The organism is Rufibacter sediminis, assembly GCF_014269285.1.
Lineage (GTDB): Bacteria > Bacteroidota > Bacteroidia > Cytophagales > Hymenobacteraceae > Nibribacter > Nibribacter sediminis.
On sequence record NZ_JACOAF010000055.1, the window covers coordinates 1 to 270 of the forward strand.

General features: G+C 75.6%; 1 protein-coding gene. It reads left to right on the top strand.

Going from position 1 to position 270, the window contains the following annotated elements; all coding sequences use genetic code 11:
- A partial coding sequence (locus H7U12_RS20745) for a glycosyltransferase family 39 protein (protein ID WP_186641752.1) occupies positions 1–270 on the top strand: 270 nt, incomplete at both ends.

Below are 270 nucleotides of genomic sequence, written 5' to 3' on the forward strand. Positions count from 1 at the left end.
CCTACGAGCAGAAGGCGCCGCTGGGCTTCCTGTGGGCCGAGCGGCTGGCCGTGGAGCTGCTGGGCAAGGGGGAGATGGCCCTGCGCCTGTTCCCGCTGCTGTGCGGGCTGGCCGCGCTGGCGGCCTTCGTGCCGGTGGCCCGGCACTTCCTGCGGCCCTGGGCGGCGGCGCTGGCGGTGGGCCTGCTGGCGCTGGCCTCGCCGGCGGTCTACCACGCCGTGGAGGCCAAGCAGTACAGCACCGAGCTGCTGGCCTCGGTGCTGGCGCTGC